A 19,361-nucleotide genomic window follows, 5' to 3' on the forward strand; every position below is an offset into this window, starting at 1 on the left:
GACTCAATGCGATATTGGTTACTCCTCATTCTTTTGCTGAGTCCGTGGGTTTCGGCTTCCGCTGAATTGTATGTGGTTGCCAGTCCGAAAAGTCCGATTATCGAGATTAATAAGGAGCAGTTATCCGCCTTATATCTTGGACGTAATCGCGTGGTGGGCAACACTTATATTAATCAGGTGCTAGATCGTAGTGGTACGGTGCGTCAGCGCTTCTTTTTGCAGGTGACCAATATGCAAGAGAGCCAAATCAACGCTTATTGGGCCAAACTGAAATTTTCAGGGCGGCTGCGTGCGCCGGAATCTGTGGTGAGTGAACAAGAGCTGATTGCCAAATTAGAAGAAAATCCGTTCTCGATTGGCTATACCGATCAAGTGCCCAGTGACGCGCTGAAAGTATTACTGGTGCTCTATGACTGATCAAACGCACACTTCGCCACTGGTTAATCGCTTGCTGAAGATGATTTCACTGTGTGCGCTTGGGTATTTGCTGATCATTTTGGCCATCATTATTCCGCGCGGCATACAGAGTGTTGAGCAGCAAAAACAAGAGCTGGAGGAGAAGCTTGCGCTCTCTTTGAGTAACTCGGCGGCCATTGCACTGTATGTGAATAATTACGATATTGCCTCCGAGGTGATGGATGCGTTGCTGCTTCATCAAGAGATCAATGCGGTTAAGTTAGCCAGCGTGGATGGCATTGTCTTTGAGCGCACCACCATCCCCTCAACCTACAAAGAGCAGAATTATTGGAATGATGCGAACCGCTACCGATTAGATTCTCCCGTAGATGGTAATTTGATTGGCTATCTGATGATTCATGAGGATCATCAGGTGATTCGCCAGCAAGCCATTAATCAGATTCTTGATCATATAGCTGTGGTTTTGATCCAGTTTCTCGTGACTTTTATTGCGCTTATCTGGATCGTTCGCCGCTTGGTCGGTAAACCCCTGACGGATCTTTCACAGGCGTTATCCGAAGTGCGGCCAGATCATGATCGCAAAGTGGCGGTAGCCGCAGAGGATCACCATAACGAGATTGGTTTGGTGGCTAAAAGCATCAATGAATTTATCGATGCTTCCCATCAAGCCTTGCTGCGTGAACGCGAGTTGCGCCAACAGATTGAACGTTGGGAAAGCTACTATCGCACCATTGCCAAACAAGACACGCTGACGGGACTAAAAAACCGTTTAGGTTGTGAGAAGTTCGTGCTCCGCAAACAGCGCACTAGCACCATCATGGTACTGCTATTGATTGATTTGGATGGTTTTAAGCAGGTGAATGATACCTTGGGGCATGCGGCTGGCGATGAGGTACTACGTGAAATCGCTAAACGTTTTTATGCCTTGGCGCAAACGCATTTTTCTGATTTTGTGGTTGGAAGGCTCGGTGGCGATGAGTTTGCTATTTACATTCCGCTGGATAAATTTGTTGCCGAATCTATCGAGCGGTTTGCGGCGCAGTTGATCGAATCCTCCTCTGAGCCGATTGCATTCGGTCAGCAGAGTGCGCAAGTGGGTTGCAGTATTGGGATTAGTCATATGAACAGTCTGCACATTGACTTAGAAAAACTGCTGCTACAAGCCGATAAAGCCATGTACTGGGTCAAATACAGAGGCAAACATGGCTATCATATTTATCGAATGGGGGAAGAGATCCTGCCTCTTCCCAGTGCTAAAGAACTCAAGCAGGATCAGTTCAGATAGTCGCGAGAGGCTTCGAGCACTTTCGCCATCTCATCTTGCAGCTCAAATAACTCAGGCTCTAACTCATCGATGCTCGCCCCATTGCGCAGCGCTTGCTCCAAACTGGCGCAGATTTTTCGCAGGCGCGGTACGCCGCTGTACGAACAACTGCCATGCAACTTATGGATATGATGCAGCAGATCGCTAGCGGGGTATTCTTCATCCTCAAGCGCAGTATTGACCACAGTTTCGACTTCCCGCAAATAATCGACCAACATCCCGAGCATCTCTTTGGCGAGATCCTCTTTATTGGCGGATTGGCGCAGCGCGACAGGCCAATCAATAATGGCCTCTTCTGCTGGCGGTGATGAGGGTAAGGCGTTAGATATGACCGCGGCACCATCGGGTGGGGTCACTTTCGCGACCTGTTTACTGCGCGTGTGCGGGCTCCAGTGCACCAAAACCTGTTGCAGAATGTGCTCCTCAATCGGCTTGGTCAGGTAATCATCCATACCCGCTTTCAGTAGACGGTCACGTTCGCCTGCCATCGCATGGGCGGTTACCGCGATGATCGGCGTATCTTGATAATCTTTAAGCTGTTTAATCTCTTTGCAAGCGGTCACTCCATCCATGTGTGGCATCTGAATATCCATCAAAATAATATCGAACTGACGGATCTGAGCTTGCTCGATCGCCTCCTGACCGCTGGTGCAAGAGACCACGTACTCAACCCGCTCTTGCAATAGCGCAGTGATGAGTTTGAGGTTGGCTGGATTATCATCGACCGCCATGACGCACAGCGGAAGCTTATCGGCTTGAGGTTTGGGCGCGCTGGTATTGGCGAGTTGCGGCTGTTGCGCTGCCAAGGTTTGTAGCAGTTTTTTACGAGATAAAGGCTTACTGATGCATTTTACTGGGTAGCGCTGCATCAATTGGTCGGCGAGCGCCAGTTCTGTGCTCGGCACACCGACAATCACATTGTGGGTCATGGCTAATGCGCGTTGCACCCAAAGTTCCACCAAGGTCGGATTGGTCTCTTTACTTGGTGCTAAGTTGAGCAGTACATAGTCGTAAACGTGTTGCTCTTCCGGAATCGCTGAGCGGTACGTCACTTCTAAACCACTTTGGACCAGCGTTTGCTGCACAATCGCAGCAGCTTGCATATTGGGTTCAATCAGCAGCAAGTGGCGATGATTGAGTGAGTCCGCGTTATAACCGTCATTGAGTGGCAGCTCTGTGGTATGCAGGCGCAGCGTGAACCAGAAGGTTGAACCTTGGTGCAAACGGCTGGTGAGGCTGATTTCGCCGCCCATATGGCTGACCAGTTTTTGGGTAATCACCAGCCCAAGTCCTGTACCGCCATAACGGCGTGAAATACTGGCATCCGCTTGGCTAAAGGCTTGGAATAACTGAGCTTGCTGGCGCTCAGAAATGCCAATCCCAGTGTCGCGCACCATAAATTGCAGATCGATCACATCATCGCGTAGCGCGCGCATTTCCACGCTCACGTCTATGTTGCCACGCTCGGTAAACTTAATGGAGTTACCGACCAAGTTGGTCAAGACTTGCTGAATTCGTAGCGGATCGCCCACCACGCCGCGTGGAATTTTCGGGTCAATCTTGAGGGTGATTTCTAACCCTTTTTCATGAGCGCTGGTGGCTTGCAGGTTAACCACCTCTTCCAATACTTCTTGGAATTCAAACGGAATATTCTCCAAAGCCAGCTTACCGGCTTCGAGTTTGGAAAAATCTAAAATGTCATTGATGATGGCGAGAAGGTTATTGGCTGATTTTTCAATGGTTTGTAGGTAATCCGCTTGGCTGTTGGTCAACTGGGTTTTCAGCATTTGCCGCGTAAAACCAATCACACCGTTGAGTGGGGTGCGCAGCTCATGGGACATGTTAGCCAGAAATTCGGATTTCACTCGTGCCGCTTCTTGAGCGCGCTTTTTGGCAATATCGAGTTCAACGTTTTGAATCTCAAGCTGTTCAAGGGTTTCTCGGAGATCAGACGTCGCTTGGTCTATGCTGTGCTGCATTTCGACATGGTACTCGGAGAGCGATACCGCCATCGCGTTGATGCCTTTTTTCAGCGTATCCAACTCGCCGTGCATTTTACCTTCAATCCGCACATCCAAATGGCCGCGACGAATGCGGTCGACCATATTTTTCATGTGAGTGATTGGGCGAGTCACATCGTACATCAAGCGCGAAGCAAATACTCCTGACAGCAAAATCCCGATCACTAGCACTAAACCAGCGGAAAAAATTTCCTGATACTGTTGTAAACGCAGTGAGGAGAGATCCAGTTCTATCGCAATATAACCCATCACTGGAGTGGCGGGATTGGCATCGCCATTGTCGAGCACGGTGCGTTCAGAAATGATCGGCGTTCGTAATATCAGCGTGTTCTCGTCAATCGCGGAACTACTTAGAAACGGGATCGGCTTATCCTTGGGATACATCAGCTTTTCGAAATTGGGGTGGAAGTTCGAGGTGACAAACAGCTCATGATTGGCATCAAACACCGCGATGCTGCGTACTAACTTAGAATTCTTACGGTGGGCATAGCTGATAATGCGTCGCACCGATTCTCGGCTCTGCATACGCAGCGCATCTTCACTAGCAATCGCTAATGGCTCAATGATGCTGGCACCGGAATTGATCACTTGAGTTTCTAAATCGTGATAACGGTTAAAAGAGAACAGAGCGCTAAGCAGCAGACCAATAATCAGGGTAGGTGCCAAAGTGAGCGTCATAACGCGGGCGCGCAAGCCATATCTTTGAGTCATTATTGTCTAAACATTGTGGTGTGGATATGGGAAAATACCCCGTACAAATCGGATTGCGTGGGGAAACGTTGGCGTTAGCTTAATCAACTCCCTCATCTTCGACAATCTCCCCCGTGCAGAATAGTGATGCCGGGGCGAAAACAAATCTATTTCAACACTTGAGCACAGAGCATGGCACGTTTCTTTCAACCGAAAAAGCACAGCACGTTAGACACAAAGCATCAGCCGGTCACTATTGAACGGTTGGATCACCAAGGCAGCGGACTGGCCTTTTTACACAAGAAACCCTTGTTTGTTGACGGCGCTTTGCCGGGGGAAGAGGTGCTGATTCAGCTCACTGAAAACAAGAGCAAATACGCGCGCGGTCAACTGATTAAAGTGTTGAAGCCCAGCGCTGAGCGTGTTGCACCTTTCTGTGCGCATTATGCGCAATGTGGTGGTTGCGATTTACAGCATCTTGACCGAGCGGGACAAATCCATCACAAGCAACAAGCCTTAAGTCAATTAATGGTGAAGTTTGCAGGGCAGAGTCTTGCTCTGTCTGCGCCAGTTTGTTCTGATGATCAAGGCTACCGTCGTCGCGCACGCTTAAGCCTGATGTGGGATAAGAAAACTCAGCAACTACAATTGGGTTTTCGCCGCAAGCAGAGCAAAGCGATTGTTAATGTGACCCATTGCCCCGTGCTGGAGCCGAGTTTAAATGCGCTGTTGCCTGACTTGAACGCTTTGTTGAGCGAGTGGAGTCAACCGGAGCGGTTGGGGCATGTCGAATTGGTTAAAGGGGATAACACTCGCGTGTTGGTGCTGCGCCATTTAGGCGCGCTGACTGAACAAGATCAGCAGCGTTTGACTGACTTTGCTTCACAAAACCAACTAACCTTATATCTGATGCTGGAAGCAGGCGAGTTGCAACATGTGCAAGGTGAAGCGCCATACTGTGAAGAAACAGGCAGCCGCTTAAGTTTCTTGCCCAGTCATTTTATTCAGGTCAATCGCGCGGTGAATCAGCAAATGGTCGCGCAAGCCTTGAATTGGCTTGAGGTTAGCCCACAAGAACGCGTGCTCGATCTCTTCTGTGGCTTAGGAAATTTCACGCTGCCGCTGGCCAAACAAGCGCAAGCGGTGGTGGGTGTTGAAGGTGTTGATGAGATGGTGCAACACGCCACTCATAACGCGAAATTGAACCAAATCAATAATGTGGCGTTTTATCAGGCCAATTTGGAACAAGATATGACGAGCGCCTCATGGGCGCAGCAGAAATTTGCTAAAGTACTGCTCGACCCAGCCCGTGCAGGTGCAGAAGGGATTGTGGATCAACTTTCTGCGTTAGGTGCCAAGCGGGTTGTGTACGTGTCGTGTAACCCTGCGACACTAGCACGAGACAGTCAAAGCTTGCTGAGCCAAGGATTTCGCTTAGAGAAACTGGGTATGCTGGATATGTTCCCGCACACCAGTCATCTTGAGTCTATGGCTTTGTTTGTGAAAAAGGGCTAGCGATTGAACTCTTGATAGGAGCGTCAGTCGAAGGCTAAAAATACAATTATTAGGACGATATCAATGGTTGCGGTACGAAGCGCACACTTAAACCCAGACCAACAGTTTGAGCTAGAAACATGGATAGCCAGCCTGACCCAAGAGGGTAAAACGGCCGCTAAATTAACCGCAGTGTATCGCGATTGTGAACAACTGTTGGCGGGCAATCCACAAGGACCTCTGCTGCTTTGGCGTGGGCGGGAAATGATCGAAATTTTGATCACCCTATCGATGGACCGTCCAACGCTGGTGGCGGCTTTGCTGTTTCCGATCGCCACCAGTGGCGTGTTGGATAATGAGTCGCTCGAAGAGGGATATGGCCGCGAAGTGGTTAAACTTATCCACGGCGTGGAAGAGATGGCGGCGATTGGCCAGCTCAATGTCACCATGCATGGCAGTGAAGCCTCAGCGCAAGTGGATAACGTGCGCCGTATGCTACTGGCGATGGTGGATGATTTTCGCTGCGTGGTGATTAAGCTTGCCGAGCGGATTTGCAACCTGCGTGAAGTGAAAAACGAGCCAGATGAAGTGCGCCGCGTGGCTGCTAAAGAGTGTGCCAACATCTATGCGCCTCTGGCTAACCGCCTTGGCATTGGTCAGCTCAAATGGGAAATTGAAGACTACGCGTTTCGTTACCAACAACCGGATACCTATAAACAGATCGCCAAACAGCTTTCTGAGCGCCGCATCGTGCGTGAGCAGTATATTCGTGATTTTGTCAGCGACTTGCGCGCTGAGATGAAACAGTTAGGCATTAACGCCGAAGTTAGCGGTCGCCCGAAACACATCTACAGCATCTGGCGTAAAATGCAGAAGAAAAGCCTCGCTTTTGATGAGCTGTTTGATGTGCGTGCGGTGCGGATTATTGCTGATAAGCTGCAAGACTGTTATGCCGCGCTTGGCATTGTGCACACTAAATACAAGCACTTACCCAACGAGTTTGATGACTATGTGGCGAACCCCAAACCGAACGGTTATCAGTCAATCCATACCGTGATTTTGGGGCCAGAAGGCAAAACCATCGAGATCCAGATCCGAACCAAGCAGATGCACGAAGAATCAGAGCTTGGGGTGGCTGCCCACTGGAAATACAAAGAGGGTAGCAGCGCAGCGCGCAGTGGTTACGATGAGAAGATCACTTGGCTGCGTAAACTGCTCGATTGGCAAGAAGAGATGTCCGATTCGGGCGAGATGCTCGACGAACTGCGTAGCCAAGTGTTTGATGATCGCGTCTACGCCTTTACCCCGAAAGGTGATGTGGTCGACTTACCAATGGGCGCGACCCCACTCGATTTTGCCTACCACATTCACTCCGAAGTGGGGCATCGCTGTATTGGCGCGAAAGTGGCAGGGCGCATCGTACCTTTCACCCACAAATTGCAGATGGGTGATCAGGTTGAAATCATCACCGCCAAAGAGCCGAATCCATCACGCGACTGGTTGAATCCATCGCTTGGTTTCGTCCATTCAGGGCGTGCGCGCGCCAAGATCAATGCATGGTTCCGCAAACAGAGCCGTGAGAAAAATCTCGAAGCGGGACGGGAAATTCTCGAAATCGAACTGGCAAAAATCGGCGCCAATCTCAAACACGCCGAGGCGTATGCGCTCAAGCGCTTTAACGTCAATAGCGTGGATGAAATGTACGTCGGTATCGGCAGTGGCGATCTACGCATTAATCAGATTGTTAATCATATCAATGCGTTAGTAAATAAGCCGACTGCCGAGGAAGAAGACAAGCTCGTACTGGAAAAACTGCAGGAAAACAAATCCCTAACACCAAATCGTCCGCATAAAGATGCGGTGGTGGTAGAAGGGGTGGATAACCTGATGACCCACCTTGCACGTTGCTGCCAGCCGATCCCCGGCGATGAAATCCGCGGCTACATAACCCAAGGTCGTGGTATTTCGGTACACCGTAGCGACTGTGAGCAGCTTGAGGAACTTAACCTCCATGCACCGGAGCGGATCATTGATACCGTATGGGGCAGCGGTTTCGTTGGATCTTATCTACTGACCGTGCGTGTTGAAGCTATGGAGCGCAGTGGCTTACTGAAAGACATCACCACTTTGCTGGCGAATGAGAAAGTTAAAGTGGCGAGTATGAAGAGCCGCTCCGACTACAAACGCCAAATCATCATCATGGATTTCGATCTTGAGGTGAATAACGTTGAAGCTTTGGCGCGCGTTTCTAAACGTATCGAGCAGATCAAAGATGTTATGTTGGTCAAACGCTTAGGTTAAATCCAACGCAAACAGCGAGGTGTGAAGTGAAAACTTCCACCTCGTTGCTTTTTCAACTTCAATACGTTTAGGCCTCAATGCCTGATGTGAGGAAAGCCATGTCACACCCGATTGAACAACTCGAACAGATCATGCGCCGCTTGCGTGACCCAGAACAAGGTTGCCCGTGGGATAAAGAGCAAACTTTCGACACCATTGCACCTTACACCATCGAAGAAACCTTTGAAGTAGTAGATGCCATCACCCAGCGCGATTGGCCTAACCTGCGTGAAGAGTTAGGGGATTTGCTGTTTCAGGTGATTTTCTACAGCCAAATGGCCAAAGAACAAGGCTTGTTTGAGTTTCGTGATGTGGTGGAAACGGTCAACGAGAAACTGACCCGCCGCCATCCTCATGTGTTTGGGGATGTCACCTTTGAAAATGACGCGCAAATTCACGCCAATTGGGAAGCCGAAAAAGCCAAAGAAAAAGCGCAAGCAGGCAAAAGTGAGCAAAGTATTCTAGACTCTGTACCACGTTCGTTGCCCGCTTTATCGCGTGCCCACAAGATCCAAAAAAAGTGTGCTCAATACGGATTTGATTGGGATAGCCTTGGCCCTGTGGTTGAAAAAGTACACGAAGAAGTCGCCGAGGTAATGGAAGAAGCGCTGCAAGTTGACGTGAATACGCAAAAAGTCGAGGAAGAGCTAGGCGATCTTTTATTCGCAACCGTCAATTTAGTGCGTCATTTAGGCCATGATCCTGAAATGGCTTTGAGTAAAGCCAACGCCAAATTTGTGCGCCGTTTTCAAGGTGTCGAGGACAAAGCCAGAGCGAAAAATAAGCCGCTGAACGCGTTCACTTTGGCTGAACTCGATGGATTTTGGGATGAAGTAAAACTTGAAGAAAAACAGGCAATAAAGTCATTTACCCAGCATAAGCGATGAAATGTACATCATCGGCTTGGTAGGCTTACTATTTGATTAAACACTAGATTTATTGAGAGCTGAAAAATAATAGACCTCATGGCGAATCTGGTTAAGATAATGTGTGATTTATAGACTTAGCTTCAATTTGCTTTGATTTGAAGCAAAAAATAAAAAATTGAGTGTGATAGATTTCACGTTGTGGCAGTTGGGGGGTTCTGGTATAGTTTTATCCCGTCCAGAAGAAATCCATTTCCCTCATTCAACCAATTTCAGGTTAAACATGACGACAAATTATATTTTTGTTACTGGCGGGGTTGTATCCTCTCTAGGTAAAGGTATTGCAGCCGCATCCCTTGCTGCTATTCTTGAAGCTCGTGGTCTAAAAGTGACCATGATGAAGCTTGACCCTTACATCAACGTTGACCCAGGCACTATGAGCCCTACTCAACATGGTGAAGTGTTCGTCACGGAAGATGGCGCAGAAACCGACCTAGATCTTGGTCACTACGAGCGTTTCATTCGTACCAAGATGACCAAGCGCAACAACTTTACCGCAGGTCGTGTTTATGCTGATGTTCTGCGCAAAGAGCGTCGTGGTGACTACTTAGGTGCCACCATTCAGGTTATTCCTCATATCACTAACGCGATCAAAGATCGTGTGATTGCAGGCTCAGAAGGCCACGACATCGCTATCGTTGAAGTCGGCGGTACGGTGGGTGATATCGAATCACTGCCATTCATGGAAGCGATCCGTCAGCTTGCGATCGAAGTGGGCCGTGAGCACGCCATGTTTATGCATCTGACGCTGGTTCCTTACCTAGCAGCAGCGGGCGAAGTGAAAACGAAACCAACCCAACACTCGGTAAAAGAACTGCTGTCTATCGGTATTCAGCCAGATATTCTGGTTTGCCGTAGCGATCGCATGATCCCAGCCAACGAGCGTAAGAAAATTGCTCTGTTCTGTAACGTGCCTGAAAAAGCCGTTATCTCAATGAAAGATGTGGACTCAATCTACAAAATTCCACAACTGATCCGCTCTCAAGGGTTGGATGATTTGGTATGTGCACGTTTTGGTATTAACGCGCCAGAAGCGGATCTGTCTGAATGGGAACAGGTAATTTACGAAGAAGCGAACCCAACTGGTGAAGTGACTATCGGTATGGTCGGTAAGTACACCGAGCTGCCAGATGCTTACAAATCGGTCAACGAAGCCCTGAAACACGCTGGTCTGAAGAACCGTCTGAGCGTTACCATCAAATACGTAGATTCGCAAGATGTTGAAACCAAAGGCACTGATGTGCTGAATGGTCTGGATGCGATTCTGGTTCCGGGTGGTTTTGGCGATCGTGGTATCGAAGGCAAAATCCGTGCAGCGCAATATGCACGTGAAAACAAAATTCCTTACCTTGGCATCTGCTTGGGTATGCAAGTGGCACTCATCGAATACGCGCGCAACGTAGCGGGTATGGAAGGTGCACACTCAACCGAATTCAATAAAAACACCAAATACCCAGTGGTTGGTTTGATCACTGAATGGGTAGATGGCGAAGGCAATGTCGAAGAGCGTAGCGAAAAATCGGATCTGGGCGGCACAATGCGCCTAGGTTCACAGCTATGCCACCTTGAGAAAGGCACTAAAGCGTACGAGTTGTACGGTAGCGCAACCATTCATGAGCGTCACCGCCACCGTTACGAAGTCAACAACCTGCTGCGTCCTCAGATTGAAAAAGCAGGTTTGAAGGTTTCTGGTCTGTCAGCAGATAAGAAGCTGGTTGAAGTGATTGAGAACCCTGCTCACCCATGGTTTGTGGCAGCGCAGTTCCACCCAGAGTTCACCTCAACCCCACGCGATGGTCACCCTCTGTTTGCTGGCTTTGTAAAAGCAGCGGGTCAGTTCCAACGCGGTGAATTGAAGTAAAAGGATACGGGTAGCCACTTTAGCAGTGTGGCTACCCTTTTAGTTTTGACATTTAAATTCAATTGAGAGGAAACATTAATGTCTAAGATCGTTAAAGTTCTAGGTCGTGAAATCATCGACTCACGTGGTAACCCAACGGTAGAAGCAGAGGTTCATCTAGAAGGTGGTTTCGTTGGTATGGCTGCAGCTCCATCTGGTGCTTCTACTGGTTCTCGTGAAGCGCTTGAACTGCGTGACGGTGACAAGTCTCGTTTCCTAGGTAAAGGCGTTCTGAAAGCGCTGGCTGCGGTTAATGGCCCAATCGCAGATGCTCTGGTTGGCAAAGATGCAAAAGATCAAGCAACGATTGACCAAATCATGATCGACCTAGACGGTACTGAGAACAAATCAAACTTCGGTGCAAACGCGATTCTAGCGGTTTCTCTAGCAAACGCGAAAGCAGCAGCGGCAGCAAAAGGCATGCCTCTGTTTGAACACATCGCTGAGCTGAACGGCACTCCTGGCGTATTCTCAATGCCTCTACCAATGATGAACATCATCAACGGTGGTGAGCACGCTGACAACAACGTAGACATCCAAGAGTTCATGATCCAACCTGTTGGCGCAAAAACTCTGAAAGAAGCAGTACGTATGGGCGCAGAAGTGTTCCATAACCTAGCTAAAGTACTGAAGTCTAAAGGCTACAACACTGCAGTGGGTGACGAAGGTGGTTTCGCTCCTAACCTGAAATCTAACGCAGAAGCGCTAGAAGTTATCGCTGAAGCGGTTGCGGCTGCAGGTTACAAACTGGGTACTGACATCACACTGGCGATGGACTGTGCAGCTTCTGAGTTCTACGACGCAGAGAAGAAAGAATACAACCTGAAAGGCGAAGGTCGTATCTTCACTTCTAACGGTTTCACTGATTTCCTAGAAGAGCTGACTGAGAAGTTCCCAATCGTTTCTATCGAAGACGGTCTGGACGAGTCTGACTGGGAAGGTTTCGCATACCAAACTGAGAAACTGGGTAAGAAAATCCAAATCGTTGGTGACGATCTGTTCGTAACTAACACCAAGATCCTGAAGCGTGGTATCGACAACGGTATCGCTAACTCTATCCTGATCAAGTTCAACCAAATCGGTTCTCTGACTGAAACTCTGGCTGCGATCAAGATGGCAAAAGATGCTGGCTACACTGCAGTTATCTCTCACCGTTCAGGCGAAACTGAAGATGCAACTATCGCTGACCTAGCGGTAGGTACTGCAGCAGGTCAAATCAAGACGGGTTCTATGAGCCGTTCTGACCGTGTTGCTAAGTACAACCAACTGATCCGTATCGAAGAAGCTCTGGGTTCACGTGCTCCTTTCAACGGTCTGAAAGAAGTGAAAGGCCAAGCTTAATTTTAAGCGAGCGCCTTCGCGACTGTTGACAATAATAGTCTCGCGATAAAAAAACGCCCTGCATTGCAGGGCGTTTTGCTTTCTACGGTTGCAGGCAATGAACTACAGAGCCTCGATTGCCGATACGCGCCGTTTATCCAACTCTTCTTTGATATGCTTGCCTTGAAAGCCATCCGCTATCACGGCTTGAACTTCTACGCCAAGGGCGGCTTGGTAGGCACGCAGGAAAATCTCACGCTGCGGATACTGCTCACTCTCTAAACCTAAACGGCCACGATGATCTGCTTCACAACACAGTAGCACTTGCTCAAGACGCTCCGGTTTGCGCCACACATCCAAAAGCCCCAGCACTTTAAGCTTGGTGGCAGGCTTTAACTCGTCCGCACGATGGATATTGGAATGTTGCGCGCATACCGCGAGCGCTAAATCGCGAAACTCATTAGGCACGCGAATGCGCTCGCACAATGATTCAATGATGTTAAGCCCAGTATGGCAGTGCAATTTATGGCTTGGCCATTCAGAAGGTGGCGTCACGCCTTTTCCTAAATCATGCACTTGCGCGGCAAAACGCACGGGAAGGGAATCAGAAAGTTGTGCGGCTTGCTTGGCGACCATTAACGTGTGAATACCGGTGTCGATCTCTGGGTGCCATTTTTCCGGTTGTGGCACGCCGAACAAGCGATCGATTTCAGGCAGTACCACCGCCAATGCGCCGCAATCACGTAACACCTGCAAAAACACTTCGGGATGAGGGGTCGAGAGCGACTTATGCCACTCTTGCCATACACGCTCTGCGGTTAAGTGCTGCAACTCGCCCGATTGCGCAATCTTCGCCATTAACAGCATCGTTTCTTCGGCAACGGTGAAACCTAGGTGATGCAGCTTGGCCGCAAAGCGCGCCACGCGCAGCACACGCAAGGGATCTTCCACAAACGCGGGCGAAACATGGCGCAGTACTTTTGCGGCGAGATCGCGCTGACCTCCATAAGGATCAATCAGTTGCCCAGAGTTATCTTGCGCCATCGCATTGATGGTCAGATCGCGGCGCAGCAGATCTTCTTCCAAAGTCACGTCTGGCGCATAGTGGCAAGCAAAGCCCGTGTAACCTACACCCGTTTTGCGCTCGGTACGGGCAAGGGCATGTTCTTCTTTACTTTTCGGATGCAAAAACACCGGAAAATCTTTCCCGACGGCTTGAAAGCCTGCCGCTAACATAGCTTGTGGGCTACTGCCGACCACCACCCAATCACGGTCATAAACCGGAAGCTGCAGCAATTGATCGCGCACTGCGCCGCCAACGAGGTAAATTTGCATCGTAGAGTCTCAAAAAATTGCATGAATGACATTGGCTAATCTTAGTCAGCAATGATACGTTGCACCCACTGCGATGAATAGGGTCAACAAGCATGTATCTGAACTTCTTTGGGTTTGACGAATTACCGTTTTCTATCGTCCCCAATGCGCGTTATCTCTACCTGAGTCAGCGTCATCAGGAGGCCATAGTACACCTGCAAGCTGGATTGGGCGATGGCGGCGGCTTTGCCATGCTCACCGGAGAAGTCGGGACGGGGAAAACTACGGTAGCGCGAGCGATTCTGGCGAGTTTGCCGGGCAAAACGCGCGCGGGGATGATCCTCAATCCCACTTTCTCGGATCTGGAGCTATTGGAAGCGATCTGTGATGAATTTGAGGTTAGCTATCCGAAGAAGGCGACCTTAAAGAAACTCACGCAAGTACTGCATGAGTTTCTGTTGGCCGAGCACGCGCAAGGCATACAAGTGCTTTTGATGATTGATGAAGCGCAGCATTTGGCACCGGATGTGTTGGAGCAGCTACGCCTGCTGACCAATTTGGAAACCGAGAGCCATAAACTGCTTAAAGTACTGCTGATTGGCCAGCCCGAGTTACAAGAAAAACTGCGTTTGCCGCAGTTGCGCCAGCTCGCCCAGCGGATCACTGGGCGCTACCATTTACTGCCATTGAATGAAGAGCAAACGGCTGACTACATTCGCTTTCGGATTGAACAAGCCAGCGGTAACCCTGAGTTGTTTAATCGTAAAGCCTGTCAGTGGATTGCAGAGCAAACTCACGGCATTCCGCGCTTAATCAATCTGGTGTGTGATGCGACGTTAAAGCAAGCGTACCAAGCGGGTGAGTTAACGCTGAGCTTGGCGAGAATTAAGCTCGCCTGCCAAGAGGTGATGAGCTTCCAATCCTCAGTCTATCAAGTGGCATCGACCAAACCTCCTGTACCTAAACTCTCTTATCTCTCCAGCGCATTAGGGGGGATAGCTCTGGCTGTTGTACTGGCATGGCAATTACCGCCCCAGCTTGATCGGGTTATGCAACACTATTTTCCGTTACCCGCAGTGGTGCCGCCGACCGAGCTGACAGTTTTCCCCCAAGCGTTACGCAGTGCGTTACTCAATGCCACGAGCAGTGAGCATGCCCTTGAAACTCTGTATGCGGTCTGGGGCTATCAAGCCTCTGTGCAGGAGCAGTTTTGCCAAACTCAAGCAGATGCGGTGCTTTGGTGTGAAGAGCAGACAGGCGATTGGTCAACGCTGCAAACTTACGATTTGCCCGCTGTACTCACTTTAATGATGGATGATGTGCCCACTTACGCGCTGCTGTATCGCTTAACGGGCGATCAAGCGGAGCTGTTGGTGGGAGACGAACGTTATCGTATTGCGCGCCAATGGCTAGAGCCGTTATGGAATGGACAATTTGCGCTACTTTGGCAAGGTGGTTTTTCTCGAACTTTAAAACAGGGAATGCGGGGAGCCGATGTTGCCTTGCTCGAGAGCAAATTGGCGCAAGTGTTGGGTGAACCTGAGCGCCCGCGTGAGCAATTTGATAAGGATTTGTCACGTAAAGTCGAGTTATTCCAACGTTGGCAGAACATGCACGTTGATGGTATCGCAGGAAGACAAACCTTACGCCGACTAGAGCTATTAACCCAGCAGCAAGCGCCGAGTTTGAAGGAGAAAGGCTAATGTCAAAAGTGATGAATGCCTTGAAGCAGTCTCAACAAAAGTATCTGCAAGCTCAGCCTGTCAGCAGTCGCACTTATACCGAGCAAGAACCCACTGCGATGAATCCGTCACGCTGGTTGCATTTAGCGCTGTGGCTCGTGCCGGGGTTAGTGACCGCGGGTGTGATGACTTACCAACGCTATGAACTAGTGCAGCAGGAAGTGGCTAGTCGACAAACCGAGCCGACAACGGTGCAAGTTGATGCACCATTAGAGCGTTTAGCGTATCCCGAATTTCAAGATCTGCAACCTACCTTTGTCGAATCAGTACTCGACGAAGCTTATCCAGAAGAGGATTTCACTGCACTAGCCGACAACATTGTGGCCCCACCGGCGACAATCCAAGCTTCTGGTCAACAGAGTGCCTCAAATCAAGCGTTGGGCGATCTGGATTTAACACAGCTTTCCCCTGAATTAGCGTTGCGCGTTCAGGCGATTATGCGCGATCAATCCAGCGAGTCCGCCCCCGTAAGCACACCAACTTCTGCGACTGTGGCATTAACTCAGCACAGCGATCGTTATCAAGGGCTGCTCCCCGCACTGAATTTTCAGATGCACGCTTTTTCCAGTAATGAACAAAAACGCTGGATAAAAGTGAATGGGGTAGAGTACCGCGAAGGGGATATGCTGACACCAGAAGTGAAACTAGAGAGTATAAAACCACAAAGCAGCGTGATTATCTTTGGCGGTAATGAGATAGAGATACCCGCACTCTATGATTGGAAAGGTTAGGGTGTTGCCCAACGCTTATTGCCTACGATTAAAGAGAGCGAAAACAAAACGGTCACTTGCGTGACCGTTCTGCTATGCGATGAATCCCCACGATGAATTCCGCTTATGCCCACCCTGCAGGGTGGCGTTTACGGCGAGGAACGATATGGGGCAGTACTAGACCCAGTAATAATCCGCCGCCTGCTACTCCGCCACCATAGGTGAAATACTTGAGCAACAAATCTTCTTTTTGGGTATCGAGTTTAGCGCGCAGTTCACGAACTTCAGATTGAGAATCAGAGAGTTGCTTACTTATATCACTGTAGCTGCGTTCCAGATCTGCGATTTGTTGGTTACGCAATTCAAGAGACTCTGCAAGCCCTGCTTTTTCGCTATCGGCATTTTTACTCGCGTTAGCCAACTGCTTTTTAACGTCCGCTAATTCTTGCTCAAGTGCTGGTAAACGCATCGCGTTACTGATTTCACGGCTTAATAGGCGAGTTTCAACCCAACCGGTTCTGCCTCGTTCATCGGTGATCTGGCTGTACCCTGTTTCTTTATTGACACTGAGCAGTTTAACTTTCTCTCCAGCTTCGATACTGCCTAGAATACGGAATTGGTTATTGGGGCCTGAATGCATGTAAGTAAAGAGTTTGTCCGCAATGTAGCGGTCTTGTGCAAAAGTTGGTGCAGCCAACACGGAAAAGAGCACCATGCAGATCAGTTTTTTCACGGTAAATCCCTTATTTTCAAGATAGATTTGGCGGTAAGTCTCATAATGTGTGTGGCAAATAGTATGCAGTTTTGGCATGCGCTGCAACAAAGAAGGGAGGCTAAGCCTCCCTTTCTGTGCGTTTGAGTCAATAATGACAGTTCGCTAACATTGAGCTTACTGCGGTTTAGCCGACAAACACGGCTTGAATTGCGTAGAAAAATACCACAGCTAAGAGTGCGCCTGCCGGTAGAGTAACTACCCAAGAGGCAACGATATTACGCACCACACCTAAGTTCAGTGCAGCAATACCACGTGCGAAACCGACCCCCAGTACCGCACCAACCAGAGTTTGCGTGGTTGAAATCGGTAAGCCTGTGCCGGACGCCAGTACGACGGTTGAAGCGGTTGCTAGCTGGGCTGCAAAGCCACGGCTTGGCGTCAATTCTGTAATACCAGTACCGATGGTGGCCATCACTTTATGACCAAGCGTCGCTAAACCGAACACAATTCCCAAGCCACCCAGTGGCAGAATCCACCATGCGATAGAGCTTTTCGCGGCCACTTCACCCATGTGTTCAACGGTTGAAACCACAGCAGACAAAGGACCAATCGCATTAGCCACATCATTTGAGCCATGAGCAAAAGCCATAGCACACGCAGTGATAACCATGAGAGTGCTAAAGATACTCTCAACGCCGGCAAAACCATGGTCTTCATCACGATTAGCAAATTTCTTCTGAATGTAGAGATAGCCGCCGACCATCACGATGGCAGAAACCACAGCAGACCACATCCAAGCTTCTGAGCTTGAAAGGTGTAGCCCAACGTGCTTTAAGCCTTTTTTGATGGTAACTAGCGCAATCACCATAGTGGTGATGAACATGTATACCGGCACGAAACGCTTGGCATTGATCAGCGGTTTTTCTGTATCGAAAATGAGGCGTTGTGCGCTGACAAAAATGAGGTACGCAAAGAAGCCTGAAATCACCGGAGTAATAATCCAACTGCCGACAATGCCTTTTACTGAGCTCCAATCGACCGCTTCTGTACCAACCGATACACAAGCAAAACCAATGATGGCACCGATGATTGAGTGGGTGGTAGAGACTGGCCAGCCCATGTAAGACGCCACCAGCAACCAAGTGCCTGCGGCAAGAAGCGCTGACATCATGCCGTAAATCAGAACATCGGGTTTATCTGCGAAGAGAGAGGTTTCAATCACCCCATTACGGATCGTTTCTGTCACTTCACCACCGGCTAAGTAAGCGCCTGCGAATTCAAAAATCATCGCAATAATAATGGCTTGTTTAACGGTGAGTGCTTTTGAACCTACTGAAGTGCCCATTGCATTGGCAACATCGTTTGCACCAATACCAATCGCCATCAAGAAACCGAAGACAGCTGCCACAATAATCAAGACGGTGCCGTAGTTCGCAAGGATTTCCATCGTAATACCTAGTTGTTGATAACAAGCGGAGCAACCCAAGCTTGTTTTTGACGCAGATAACGACCTTCAGCGTAGAAAATACTCATCGCCTAGCGGGTCGTCATAGTGTGGTTGCTCTTCGTTATTTGGTTAACTTTTAAATTTAAGAACGAGAAAGCATAAGCTCTAAGCGAGCACCAACGCGCTGCGCTTGGTCGGCAATGCCGCCCACCCATTCCAGAATTTTGTACAAGAACATGACATCAATTGGATTCATTTTCGATTCGATAGCCATCAGCTGTTGGCGTAGGCGAATCTGCATGGAATCGGTGTCATCTTCAATCACATCCAGTTGATGGATCATTTCAGCCACGAGAGTTACCTCACGACCTTTGAATCCAGTTTCCAATAACTCGTCGAGCTCGTTGATCACATTCTGCGCTTGGTTAGCCGCATCTAAGCAACGTCTAACATAAGCAATGAAGTTTTCTTGGAGAGGCTCAGGGATGACAAGCTGACGGCCATATACACGGCCCGCAATGTCTTTGGCGAGGTTTGCTAATTTATCTTGTTGAGTCAGTAGTTCCAGCATGTCACTACGATCAACCGGCATGAATAGACCGCGAGGAAGTTTAAGGCGGATTTCACGCTTTAACACGTCAGCTTCTTTCTCTAGGTGAGAAATCTGTGCACGAATTTCGCCCGCTTTTTCCCAATCACCTTTGTTACAAACTTCAAAGAAATTGATCAGGTGTGAGCAACATTCATTCACACACACTACGTGGCGTTGCAAAGGCTTAATCGGGGACTTTGCAAATAACCCCATGATTGTATTTACTGGCATGGTCATTCAACCTAATAACTATAACCTTGAAATAACATACACCATAATATGGTGAAATGTTGAGCGTTGGCTATAAAGGCGCGCATGTTAACCCAAACACCGTCGCAATAAAACTGTTTTAGATCATGATTGGGCCGATATTTCTCTCTTGCTCCGGTGTCTATAAGGCAATATCCTG

14 protein-coding genes are annotated in these 19,361 nt (G+C 49.1%); 9 read left to right on the forward strand and 5 right to left on the reverse strand.

The window, feature by feature from the left end; translation table 11 throughout:
• Nucleotides 1–6: 6 nt before the first annotated feature.
• Together R4537_RS07705 and R4537_RS07710 are read left to right on the forward strand one after the other, a co-directional pair.
• Nucleotides 7–417 (forward strand): hypothetical protein, encoded by a 411-nt coding sequence (locus tag R4537_RS07705; RefSeq protein ID WP_001271114.1) that lies wholly within the window; start codon nucleotides 7–9, stop codon nucleotides 415–417.
• On the forward strand, nucleotides 410–1,702 hold the full coding sequence (locus R4537_RS07710) for a diguanylate cyclase domain-containing protein (RefSeq protein ID WP_071178206.1): 1,293 nt from the start codon (nucleotides 410–412) through the stop codon (nucleotides 1,700–1,702). Before R4537_RS07705 ends, R4537_RS07710 begins: the two co-directional genes overlap by 8 nt.
• On the opposite strand, the gene barA is transcribed toward R4537_RS07710, so the two are convergent.
• Nucleotides 1,690–4,473 carry a two-component sensor histidine kinase BarA gene (gene barA, locus R4537_RS07715; RefSeq protein ID WP_071178205.1) on the reverse strand — a complete coding sequence of 928 codons (2,784 nt, stop codon included), beginning with the start codon at nucleotides 4,471–4,473 and terminating at the stop codon, nucleotides 1,690–1,692. The genes R4537_RS07710 and barA overlap by 13 nt on opposite strands.
• A 171-nt stretch (nucleotides 4,474–4,644) precedes the next feature.
• Between barA and rlmD the strand changes: the two genes are divergently transcribed.
• The 5 genes from rlmD to eno all read left to right on the forward strand — a co-directional run bounded on the left by rlmD (nucleotide 4,645) and on the right by eno (nucleotide 12,453).
• A complete protein-coding gene (gene rlmD, locus R4537_RS07720; RefSeq protein ID WP_071178204.1) occupies nucleotides 4,645–5,967 on the forward strand; it encodes a 23S rRNA (uracil(1939)-C(5))-methyltransferase RlmD in 1,323 nt (440 codons plus the stop codon).
• 63 nt (nucleotides 5,968–6,030) lie between these two features.
• Nucleotides 6,031–8,247 carry a GTP diphosphokinase gene (relA, locus tag R4537_RS07725; protein WP_029628474.1) on the forward strand — a complete coding sequence of 739 codons (2,217 nt, stop codon included), beginning with the start codon at nucleotides 6,031–6,033 and terminating at the stop codon, nucleotides 8,245–8,247.
• Nucleotides 8,248–8,345: 98 nt separating this feature from the next.
• Nucleotides 8,346–9,173, forward strand: coding sequence for a nucleoside triphosphate pyrophosphohydrolase (gene mazG / locus R4537_RS07730; RefSeq protein WP_071178203.1), 828 nt, complete (start codon nucleotides 8,346–8,348; stop codon nucleotides 9,171–9,173).
• A gap of 262 nt (nucleotides 9,174–9,435) precedes the next feature.
• Complete coding sequence (locus tag R4537_RS07735) at nucleotides 9,436–11,073, forward strand: CTP synthase (protein WP_000210846.1); 1,638 nt, start codon at nucleotides 9,436–9,438, stop codon at nucleotides 11,071–11,073.
• A gap of 78 nt (nucleotides 11,074–11,151) precedes the next feature.
• Nucleotides 11,152–12,453 (forward strand): phosphopyruvate hydratase, encoded by a 1,302-nt coding sequence (gene eno, locus R4537_RS07740; RefSeq protein ID WP_071178202.1) that lies wholly within the window; start codon nucleotides 11,152–11,154, stop codon nucleotides 12,451–12,453.
• 102 nt (nucleotides 12,454–12,555) lie between these two features.
• Here eno and R4537_RS07745 read toward each other — a convergent pair whose 3' ends face one another.
• Nucleotides 12,556–13,767: a multifunctional CCA addition/repair protein gene (locus tag R4537_RS07745; RefSeq protein WP_071178201.1), complete on the reverse strand. Its 1,212-nt coding sequence runs from the start codon at nucleotides 13,765–13,767 to the stop codon at nucleotides 12,556–12,558.
• Nucleotides 13,768–13,859: 92 nt separating this feature from the next.
• On the opposite strand from R4537_RS07745, the gene R4537_RS07750 reads away from it, so the two are divergent.
• Both R4537_RS07750 and R4537_RS07755 read left to right on the forward strand, forming a co-directional pair.
• Nucleotides 13,860–15,449, forward strand: a complete 1,590-nt coding sequence (locus R4537_RS07750) for an ExeA family protein (protein WP_000281110.1) — start codon at nucleotides 13,860–13,862, stop codon at nucleotides 15,447–15,449.
• Nucleotides 15,449–16,219, forward strand: a complete 771-nt coding sequence (locus R4537_RS07755) for a general secretion pathway protein GspB (protein WP_071178200.1) — start codon at nucleotides 15,449–15,451, stop codon at nucleotides 16,217–16,219. Before R4537_RS07750 ends, R4537_RS07755 begins: the two co-directional genes overlap by 1 nt.
• Before the next feature lie 103 nt (nucleotides 16,220–16,322).
• Here R4537_RS07755 and R4537_RS07760 read toward each other — a convergent pair whose 3' ends face one another.
• The 3 genes from R4537_RS07760 to R4537_RS07770 form a co-directional block, all read right to left on the reverse strand.
• A complete protein-coding gene (locus R4537_RS07760; protein WP_001925912.1) occupies nucleotides 16,323–16,931 on the reverse strand; it encodes a TIGR04211 family SH3 domain-containing protein in 609 nt (202 codons plus the stop codon).
• Nucleotides 16,932–17,097: 166 nt separating this feature from the next.
• The gene (locus R4537_RS07765; protein ID WP_000404205.1) at nucleotides 17,098–18,360 is read right to left on the reverse strand and encodes an inorganic phosphate transporter; all 1,263 of its coding nucleotides are present in this window, start codon (nucleotides 18,358–18,360) and stop codon (nucleotides 17,098–17,100) included.
• A gap of 142 nt (nucleotides 18,361–18,502) precedes the next feature.
• Nucleotides 18,503–19,183: a TIGR00153 family protein gene (locus R4537_RS07770; RefSeq protein WP_001911782.1), complete on the reverse strand. Its 681-nt coding sequence runs from the start codon at nucleotides 19,181–19,183 to the stop codon at nucleotides 18,503–18,505.
• Nucleotides 19,184–19,361: the final 178 nt, after the last annotated feature.

Origin of the sequence: Vibrio paracholerae (genome assembly GCF_037672085.1) — a bacterium.
GTDB classification, from domain to species: domain Bacteria; phylum Pseudomonadota; class Gammaproteobacteria; order Enterobacterales; family Vibrionaceae; genus Vibrio; species Vibrio cholerae.

Coding starts and splice junctions, on each gene's coding strand:
- R4537_RS07710 (WP_071178206.1), top strand. CDS start 410: ATGACTGATCAAACGCACACTTCGCCACTGGTTAATCGCTTGCTGAAG.
- R4537_RS07755 (WP_071178200.1), top strand. CDS start 15,449: ATGTCAAAAGTGATGAATGCCTTGAAGCAGTCTCAACAAAAGTATCTG.
- R4537_RS07705 (WP_001271114.1), top strand. CDS start 7: ATGCGATATTGGTTACTCCTCATTCTTTTGCTGAGTCCGTGGGTTTCG.
- R4537_RS07765 (WP_000404205.1), bottom strand. CDS start 18,360: ATGGAAATCCTTGCGAACTACGGCACCGTCTTGATTATTGTGGCAGCT.
- eno (WP_071178202.1), top strand. CDS start 11,152: ATGTCTAAGATCGTTAAAGTTCTAGGTCGTGAAATCATCGACTCACGT.
- R4537_RS07745 (WP_071178201.1), bottom strand. CDS start 13,767: ATGCAAATTTACCTCGTTGGCGGCGCAGTGCGCGATCAATTGCTGCAG.
- relA (WP_029628474.1), top strand. CDS start 6,031: ATGGTTGCGGTACGAAGCGCACACTTAAACCCAGACCAACAGTTTGAG.
- mazG (WP_071178203.1), top strand. CDS start 8,346: ATGTCACACCCGATTGAACAACTCGAACAGATCATGCGCCGCTTGCGT.
- R4537_RS07770 (WP_001911782.1), bottom strand. CDS start 19,183: ATGCCAGTAAATACAATCATGGGGTTATTTGCAAAGTCCCCGATTAAG.
- rlmD (WP_071178204.1), top strand. CDS start 4,645: ATGGCACGTTTCTTTCAACCGAAAAAGCACAGCACGTTAGACACAAAG.
- R4537_RS07750 (WP_000281110.1), top strand. CDS start 13,860: ATGTATCTGAACTTCTTTGGGTTTGACGAATTACCGTTTTCTATCGTC.
- R4537_RS07735 (WP_000210846.1), top strand. CDS start 9,436: ATGACGACAAATTATATTTTTGTTACTGGCGGGGTTGTATCCTCTCTA.
- barA (WP_071178205.1), bottom strand. CDS start 4,473: ATGACTCAAAGATATGGCTTGCGCGCCCGCGTTATGACGCTCACTTTG.